This is a genomic window from Arthrobacter sp. 10T419, assembly GCF_056394105.1.
Genome location: NZ_JBFTHF010000017.1, coordinates 1 through 7,905, shown reverse-complemented (window position 1 = coordinate 7,905; position 7,905 = coordinate 1). Strand labels below are relative to the sequence as shown.

The window sequence follows — 7,905 nt, the reverse complement described above, 5'->3', positions numbered from 1 at the left end:
GGCTCCACCCTCAAGCCCCTCCAGGCATCCGGTGACACCKCCGTCCTCGAAGGCACCCGCGTCCTGATCTCCGACACCGCCGCCGGCCTGCTGAACAAAACCTTCAAGACCGACGCCGTGAAGGCCGACATGCTCGTCGGCATCGCCAAAATCACCGTCAACACCAAGTAACACCCCACCAGGAAAACTCGCCGGATGCATGGTCTGCACCGGTGGGAAGTGCCACGGTTCCGCTTCTGCCGGCACCGTGGCACTTTTCCTTGCCTGGACCGTGGTGCGTCCCGGCCGACGTGGGCCTTCCCCGCCGTAGCCTTGAAAGGTGACTGAAATGACCGAAGTTTTGGTTGATGTGGTTCTACCCTGTCTGAACGAGAAGGGCGCACTGCCCTGGGTACTCGCGCGCCTGCCGGAGGGGTACCGGGCAATCGTGGTCGACAACGGCTCTACGGACGGTTCCGCTGAACTCGCCACCCAACTTGGTGCCATGGTCATTCGCGAGGAACGCCGCGGCTTCGGCGCTGCGGCCCACGCGGGCCTGCTCGCCTCCACGGCCGAATACGTGGCTTTCTGCGACTGCGACGGTTCGCTGGACCCGGCACAGTTACCGGCGCTGTTCGCCCCGGTCATCGACGGCAGTGCGGATCTGGTGCTCGGCAGCCGCCAGCCGCAGCGCGGTTCCTGGCCCGCCCATGCCCGTGTCGCGAACGTCGTCCTGGCTTGGCGGCTCCGTAGGCTGACCGGGGAACGGGTGACGGACCTTGGCCCAATGCGGGCGGGCCGCCGGGTCCAGCTGCTTTCGCTGGCATTGGAGGACCGTCGCAGCGGCTACCCGCTTGAGATGTTTCTGAAGGCGAGCCTTTGCGGCTGGAGAATCCTGGAACTACCCGTTCCGTACGCCCCCCGGACTGGCAAATCGAAAGTCACCGGCACCCTCCTCGGAACGATTACCGCGGTGCGGGATATGTCGGTTCAGCTCAGGGCGGCCGCGGCCGCCGCGGGTTCAGGACCGGTCCTCAAGCTCACCGGCGACGAATCATGAGCATGCGCAACCTGAATGATCTGACGGTGGCCGTCATCGCCAAAGAGTGTCTGCCCGGACGGGTGAAGACCCGGCTTAGTCCGCCGTTATCTCCCGAGGATGCGGCCCATCTGGCGCAACTCAGCCTCAGCAGCACCCTGGAAACCGTCAGGCAACTTCCTGCGCGAGACCGACTTCTGGTTATGGACGGTGCCCCGACCGCGGAAGACGCAGGAGGTTTCGTTGTGGTGCCTCAGGTTTCCGGAGGACTCGACGAAAAACTCGCCGCCATCTGCGATGCCGCTTCCGGTCCGCTACTGATCATCGGCATGGACACACCACAATTCTCGCTGCACCATGTCGCCCCGTTGCTCAATGATTGGGGCACCGGAACGGTCGTCCACGACGCGTGGCTCGGGCCCGCCTCCGACGGCGGATTCTGGGCTCTCGCGCTTCGCAGGCCAACAGGCACCCTCATCCGGGGGGTGCCAATGTCCACCGACACCACCGGAGCCCACCAGTACGCCAGGCTCCGTGCCGCCGGCCTCACAACCGGGATGCTGCCCGAGTTGCGGGATATGGACTACTTCAGCGATGCAGTGGAGATCGCTGCCGGGATGCCCGGCACCGAATTCTCGTCGGCCGTCGCACAAGCCGCGCCCGTCCTGCAGGACCAGGCACCGATCGCCGGGGCCGGGGGATGACGGCCGTCGGCATGACGCCGCTTGCGCTTTTCGGCCAGGGCCGACGGGAACCCTATGCCCGGGCCCTTGCGAACGGCTTCGGCACTCTGACGCTGCGGCCGGACACCGAACAAGATGCTGCGCCCCCCGTTACTTTCGACGTCAGCAACTGGTGCGACGAGGCAAGCTCACTGGAGATTTCGCTGTTGAGGAACCTGCAGGGGCCCGTGCTCGACGTCGGATGCGGTCCCGGCCGGCTGCTGGCCGCAGCCCAGGACATGGGCCTGACGGCCCTGGGCATCGACACGAGTGCCGAGGCTGTCCACCGGGCCCGTGGCCGCGGCGCCCGCGCCCTCGAACAGTCCATATTCGCCCCGGTTCCCCACGCCGGGCAGTGGCAATCCCTGGTCCTGCTGGACGGAAACATCGGTATCGGCGGCAGCATCACGACCCTGCTGCGCCGGTGCCTGCAACTCATCGCCCCCCAGGGGACTCTCCTGGTGGAAGTGGAAACCGATGCCGAATTGGACACCGTCTACGCGGCGGTCCTGGAAGACGCCCAAGGTAACCAAAGCGAGCCTTTTCGGTGGGCCAGAACCGGCGCCGCCGGTCTCGAATCCCGCGCACTCCGCGGAGGATGGACCATAAAGTCCGTCCACCACAGGCAGGGCCGCGTCTTTTGTCGACTCTCGCCAGCCATAGGTCCGGACGGATTCACAGCATGAGAGTCCGGCCGCAAACTGAAAGCACGCCCGGCGCGGCCCGCGCTTCCGGGCGCCGGACGGGAACCTACGCCGCTCTGGCCGCCGTGCTCATCCTGGCCGCGACAGTGCTTTGGTGGATGGTATTGCCGCGGAATCCCTTCGAGTCGGCTCCCATCGTCGGCACCTGCATCTCGTGGATATTGCTGATGGCGGCGGTCTTCCTGCTCAGGCGGGTGCCACGGGACCGCATTGGGGCGGTGATCATAGCGGGCACGGTTTTGCTTGGCGCGGTTGCCGTAAGCGCACCGCCACGGACCAGTAACGATTCTGCACGATACGCCTGGGACGGAATCGTTCAAAAGGCGGGAATCTCCCCATACTCGCATGTACCGCTGGATGAGACACTTGCCGGCCTGCGGCCGGGCTGGCTGTTCGCGCCGGGCTCCTTAGACAGCGACGGCCGACCAGTTTGTGCCAAGGAGCTATTCGGCACTGAATCCGTCGCTGCCCTGGGGTATCCGTCGGGGACACCCTTGTGCTCGGCTATTAACCGCCCGCACGTGCACACCATCTATCCGCCAACCGCTGAGATTTACTTCCTCGGAGTGCGGGCGGCCGTTCCGGATTCGGTGGGGTACCTTCCTTTCCAGCTCGGCGGGCTGCTAATCAGTGTGGCCGTTGGAGTGATGCTGCTCCGCATTCTCGCCGCCCGCGGGATGCCCCTCCATCTGGCCGCAGTGTGGGGGTGGAGCCCTTTCGTGCAGCTCGAGGCAATCAACAACGCCCACGTTGATCTCTTGGGCGCCGCCCTCCTTCTCGCTGCAGGAATCCTTCTGACAGCAGGAAAGCCGCTCCGCTCTGGCGTTGCTTTCGGAGCCGCAGTGGCAACGAAACTCATTCCGGCCATCGCGGCCCCGGGATTACTGTTCAAGCGCCCGGCACGTTTCATCGCCGCCGCCGTGGCGACGTTCACGCTGCTCTACGTTCCTTATCTGGCGTTCGCGGGAGCGGGAGTCCTCGGATTCCTCCCCGGTTACCTCAAAGAGGAGGGCTACAGCCAAAGCGGCGGGATCCGGTTCGGCCTGGCCCAGATCGTCGCGGCCGGGCCTTGGATCCCCGTACTGAGTGCGGCCGCCCTGGCTATCGTCGCTCTCGGTGTGCTTAGACGGACCACGGCGGCGAATCTCTGGGAACAGCAGACGGTCATGATCGGGCTGACCCTGCTGATCGTGAGCCCGAACTACCCGTGGTACGCACTGATGCTCATGCCGTTCATCGTCTTGAGCCGCCGCTGGGAATACATCAGCGTCATTCTGGCTCTGGACGTGATCTACATGGTTCCCTCGGCCGCCCCATACAGTGAGCCTCTTAACCAGGGCGTCCTCCTCTTGGCCGCCTCCACCGTCGCGACCGGAGCGTGGCTTCGACGTCGCCGTGGAATTGCAGCGGCTGCCCATCAGCGGCTGCAGGCCGAGGCAAGTCACCTCGCGGCCGCACCCCAATGACCCCGGTGACCGACCCACAGAGACGATTTCAAGCAAGTTCCAACAATTGGCAGGATCGCGTTATGCATAACCAATTTCCCCGCATCCCCCGCGTCGGCGTCATCGGAGGTTCCGGTACTTATACTCTCCCCGGCGCAACGGTGCAGGCCGTCGTCGACGTCGACACACCCTTCGGGCGGCCTTCGGGGCCGCTGACATTTGCCGAGGTGGCCGGACAGACAGTGGCCTTCCTCCCCCGGCACGGCGGGGAGCACTCGCTTCCGCCGCAGAAGATCAACTACCGTGCCAACCTTTGGGCACTCAAGAGCGTCGGGGTCGAGGCGGTCTTCTCATCCTCCGCCGTGGGCGGGTTGCGGGAAGGCTTCGGGCCCGGGACATTCGTGGTCACGGACCAACTGATTGACCGCACCTGGGGCCGGGCCGACACGTTCTTCGACGGAACCACCGCCGACGGCGCCGCGCCGGCCGGCGTCCAGCACTTGCCGGCGTCGGACCCGTTTTGCCCGACACTTCGATCGTATCTGCACGTTGCCCTTGATCAGCTCCAGCTGCCCAGCGCCCCCCAAGGGACAGTGGTGGTCATCAACGGACCGCGATTTTCCACCAGGGCCGAGTCGCAGTGGTACGTCTCCGGCGGGGCCGACATTATCAGCATGACCCAATATCCCGAACCCGTCCTGGCCGCGGAGCTGAACATGGGCTTCGCCAATCTGGCGTTCGTCACAGACTCCGACACCGGCCACGACGGTTCCGAACCGGTCACGGCTGAAGCCGTCTTCGCGCGGCTGAAACATGCCCAGGTCAACGTCCTTGCCATCCTTGAGACAGCCCTCGCCGCCGTCGGCGCCGACTATGCCGCCAGGCCGCTCATGGACCCGGAAGCCGTACGCCGAATCATGGCGCTCCCTCCGGTCGGCCCGTCAGTGGGTCTCTGATGAGACTCCTCGTGACCGGCGGCGCCGGCTTCATCGGATCCCACATCGTCAAAGCTGCTCTCGCCAAGGGATGGAGTGTTCGGGTCCTCGATTCCTTGGACGCTTCCCTGCACCCGCACAAACCGGCTTTTGACCGGCGCGTGGACCTCGTCACGGGAGATGTGACGGACCCGGCTGCCGTGGAGTCGGCGTTGCAGGGAATCGATACCGTTTGCCATCAGAGCGCAAAAGTCGGCCTTGGGGTCAGCTTCGCCGACGCACCTGACTACATCCGCAACAACGATTACGGCACGGCCATCCTGCTCGCCGCGATGGAGCGCCACGGCATCACCCGCCTGATTCTCGCCTCCTCGATGGTGGTGTACGGCGAGGGCGCCTACGTCGATCCGGGAAGCGGCCGACCGGTCAGGCCCGGTCCCCGCTCGGAGGAGGACCTTCGCGCCGGCATCTACGATCCACGCAACCCCGAAACCGGGGCCGTTCTGGTCCCCGCGATGGTCACCGAGGATGCCGTCATGGATCCGAGGAACGTCTACGCAGCATCGAAGCTGAGCCAGGAACACCTCGCTTCCTCGTGGGCCCGGAGCACCGGCGGTTCGGCGATTGCCTTGCGTTACCACAATGTCTACGGACCCAGGATGCCCAAAGACACGCCGTATGCCGGGGTCGCTTCCCTCTTCCGGTCGGCCCTGGCCCGCGGTGAAGCTCCGCGTGTCTTTGAGGACGGAGCCCAGCGCCGAAGTTTCATCCACGTACGGGATGTTGCGGCAGCAAATATCGCCGCCGCCGAGTCGCTGTCCGACGACGGCGCTCCGGCCTTTCGCGCCTACAACGTCGGTGCGGACGAGGTCCACACCATCGGTGACGTGGCGGTCGCGTTGAGTGCCTTCAGCGCCGGTCCGGCGCCCGTAGTCACCGGCGAGTATCGGCTCGGCGACGTACGCCACGTCACGGCCTCCTCGGAGCGGATCAAGGCCGAACTCGGCTGGGCTCCGAACGTCGGATTCGACGAAGGCATGCGGGAATTTGCTACCTCTCCCCTGCGCGGCGACCGGGTGTAAGCCACCGGCGCCGGCAGGCTTTCCGGCCCCGGGACTGTTGCCGAAAGGATCTGCCGGGTCAGCGGCGGCGGACCCGCCCGGTCCCGCGGGCTCTTCGTTCCAGGGCAAAGATGGTCACGGCAGAGCCGCCCGCAAGGAACGCCCAGAACCATGTGAGGGAGGCGGCGTAGTTGGCTTCCAGCACGGTGGTGCTCTGCGCGACGGACTGGGCCTTCACCAGAATTGCAGCAATCAAGGTGATTACCGCACCGCTTAGCAGCGCGCCGCGGAGCACTGCGGCCGAGAGCGGCTGGAGCTTCGACCCGGCCCTCGTCAGGCCTGCGCCCACAAGAGTGGAGAGCGGCACAATGACGCCGTCGTGAATAAGGACGGCAACGGCCATCCACGTCAGCAGTCCGATCAACTGCTCCGGGCCTAGTTGGGTTGGCAGGCCCAGCAGTCCGTATCCCAGCATGGCGATACCGGCGGCGCCGAGGGCCGCACGTGCGGCTTTGACGGAGTTCGGCGTTTTCACAGGACCTCGATACTTTGCAGCCATTTGGTCTGGAGGACTCCGGGCCGGCCGGGGGCGATGATGCGGGCCGGATAGCCATGATCGAGGTCGATTACGGAGCCGTTCAGTTCCAGGGCCACCAGCGTTTTTTCGTCCCGGGCGTATTCCGGGGCCATGGTCATCAACCGGTAGGCGCCCTCTGGTTCCAAGCTGGTGACTCGAAGGGTGGACCCGGCCGGAGCCCCCACGGCGTCCATCAAGTCCCTGACCAGGACCCCGCGCCACTGCGCAGTCTGGCTCCAGCCCTCGACGCATGCGATGGGAAGTTCGTGGGTGTGCTGGGGCATCGCCTTGAGCTGGGCAAGGCTGAAGGTCCGGCGGGAGTCACCGTTGCGTACCAGAAGGGTCCAGTTGGCGTCATTGGCCGCCTCTGTGACGCTGGCAGCGACAGCCGTTCTGTTGACCGGTACCCCCTGCGGCCCGGTGCCCATCTTGCGCGGAGCGAAAAGGTTTAGCGGCGCAAGCACGGCGAAGGATTGTCCGGCGGTCGTCAGGACAACCGTTCCGCTCGCCGTTGCCACACCCATCAGGAATGCCCGCCGGGACCATCGCCCGCGGCCCGGACTGCCGGCGACGGACGCCCGCCCGTGCGAGTCCATCCCGCCGTCGGAGGGCTTGCCGGCCTGCCCTCCCGTGGACCGGGCACGCCAGTTGCTGGCGATGACAGGGAGCTTGACCGCGATGTGCAACAGCAGCGATCCCCAGAGCACCCACGCCAGCCAATAGTGCGTCTCACGAAACGGAAAGGGCCACGGATACCATTTGTAGGTGTTGATCAGCCCGGTGGTCAGCTGCACTAGAGATGCACCGAGGAATAAGGCTATCGAGGCCCGCTCGAGGCCATGCAGCAGAGACTTCACGGGCGGCCACTTGAGCAGTTCAGGGTACACGGACCACAGCTTCGCCAGAAGCAGAGGAATCGAGGCGATGCCGGCAGTTACGTGGAGTCCCTGCGTCAGTTGGTAGATCCAGACCGGTCTGGTCGGAAAGAACATCCAGGACGGCGGATTCTGGAGTCCATGACTGAAGAGGCCGGTCAGGAAACATATTGTGAAGCTGACCCCGAGCCAGCGGCCCACCACTACCGTCAGGCGTGAACTGCGGGTCGGCGATGCGAACTTTGCGGCCAAAGCTTGAGTGAGCTTCTGCGGGTTGGGCATTTGCATGTCGTTATCACTCCACCGTTCTGTGGCCCCGGGGCCAGTCTAATCCTAGAGCCGAGAACGCCACGGACCCCCAAGGTCCGTGGCGTTCTCAACCATTCCTGGTGGGGTGTTACTTGGTGTTGACGGTGATCTTGGCGATGCCGACGAGCATGTCGGCCTTCACGGCGTCGGTCTTGAAGGTTTTGTTCAGCAGGCCGGCGGCGGTGTCGGAGATCAGGACGCGGGTGCCTTCGAGGACGGCGGTGTCACCGGATGCCTGGAGGGGCTTGAGGGTGGAGCC

General features: G+C 65.3%; 8 protein-coding genes. 6 read left to right on the top strand and 2 right to left on the bottom strand.

Annotated features, from left to right (window positions below):
- The first annotated feature begins 328 nt into the window (after positions 1 to 328).
- The 6 genes from AC1DBD_RS17625 to AC1DBD_RS17600 all read left to right on the top strand — a co-directional run bounded on the left by AC1DBD_RS17625 (position 329) and on the right by AC1DBD_RS17600 (position 5,906).
- Positions 329 to 1,039 carry a glycosyltransferase family 2 protein gene (locus tag AC1DBD_RS17625; RefSeq protein WP_476982695.1) on the top strand — a complete coding sequence of 237 codons (711 nt, stop codon included), beginning with the start codon at positions 329 to 331 and terminating at the stop codon, positions 1,037 to 1,039.
- A 2-nt stretch (positions 1,040 to 1,041) separates the two neighbouring features.
- Positions 1,042 to 1,722, top strand: coding sequence for a TIGR04282 family arsenosugar biosynthesis glycosyltransferase (locus AC1DBD_RS17620; RefSeq protein ID WP_476926519.1), 681 nt, complete (start codon positions 1,042 to 1,044; stop codon positions 1,720 to 1,722).
- 11 nt (positions 1,723 to 1,733) lie between these two features.
- Complete coding sequence (locus AC1DBD_RS17615) at positions 1,734 to 2,426, top strand: class I SAM-dependent methyltransferase (protein ID WP_476893638.1); 693 nt, start codon at positions 1,734 to 1,736, stop codon at positions 2,424 to 2,426.
- Entirely contained in the window at positions 2,423 to 3,910 is a 1,488-nt protein-coding gene (locus AC1DBD_RS17610) for a glycosyltransferase family 87 protein (RefSeq protein WP_476982694.1), read from the top strand. Before AC1DBD_RS17615 ends, AC1DBD_RS17610 begins: the two co-directional genes overlap by 4 nt.
- A 62-nt stretch (positions 3,911 to 3,972) precedes the next feature.
- A complete protein-coding gene (locus AC1DBD_RS17605; protein ID WP_476926517.1) occupies positions 3,973 to 4,845 on the top strand; it encodes an MTAP family purine nucleoside phosphorylase in 873 nt (290 codons plus the stop codon).
- A complete protein-coding gene (locus tag AC1DBD_RS17600; RefSeq protein WP_476982693.1) occupies positions 4,845 to 5,906 on the top strand; it encodes an NAD-dependent epimerase/dehydratase family protein in 1,062 nt (353 codons plus the stop codon). The genes AC1DBD_RS17605 and AC1DBD_RS17600 overlap by 1 nt, the downstream gene beginning before the upstream one ends.
- 58 nt (positions 5,907 to 5,964) lie before the next feature.
- Here AC1DBD_RS17600 and AC1DBD_RS17595 read toward each other — a convergent pair whose 3' ends face one another.
- Together AC1DBD_RS17595 and AC1DBD_RS17590 are read right to left on the bottom strand one after the other, a co-directional pair.
- Positions 5,965 to 6,420 (bottom strand): hypothetical protein, encoded by a 456-nt coding sequence (locus AC1DBD_RS17595; protein ID WP_476982692.1) that lies wholly within the window; start codon positions 6,418 to 6,420, stop codon positions 5,965 to 5,967.
- Positions 6,417 to 7,619, bottom strand: a complete 1,203-nt coding sequence (locus AC1DBD_RS17590; protein ID WP_476982691.1) for a molybdopterin-dependent oxidoreductase — start codon at positions 7,617 to 7,619, stop codon at positions 6,417 to 6,419. The genes AC1DBD_RS17595 and AC1DBD_RS17590 overlap by 4 nt, the downstream gene beginning before the upstream one ends.
- Between the last annotated feature and the right edge of the window lie 286 nt (positions 7,620 to 7,905).

Bases quoted from the DNA above. Each gene is read 5' to 3' on its own strand.
- AC1DBD_RS17625 (WP_476982695.1), top strand. From the start codon at position 329: ATGACCGAAGTTTTGGTTGATGTGGTTCTACCCTGTCTGAACGAGAAG.
- AC1DBD_RS17620 (WP_476926519.1), top strand. From the start codon at position 1,042: ATGCGCAACCTGAATGATCTGACGGTGGCCGTCATCGCCAAAGAGTGT.
- AC1DBD_RS17615 (WP_476893638.1), top strand. From the start codon at position 1,734: ATGACGCCGCTTGCGCTTTTCGGCCAGGGCCGACGGGAACCCTATGCC.
- AC1DBD_RS17610 (WP_476982694.1), top strand. From the start codon at position 2,423: ATGAGAGTCCGGCCGCAAACTGAAAGCACGCCCGGCGCGGCCCGCGCT.
- AC1DBD_RS17605 (WP_476926517.1), top strand. From the start codon at position 3,973: ATGCATAACCAATTTCCCCGCATCCCCCGCGTCGGCGTCATCGGAGGT.
- AC1DBD_RS17600 (WP_476982693.1), top strand. From the start codon at position 4,845: ATGAGACTCCTCGTGACCGGCGGCGCCGGCTTCATCGGATCCCACATC.
- AC1DBD_RS17590 (WP_476982691.1), bottom strand. From the start codon at position 7,619: ATGCCCAACCCGCAGAAGCTCACTCAAGCTTTGGCCGCAAAGTTCGCA.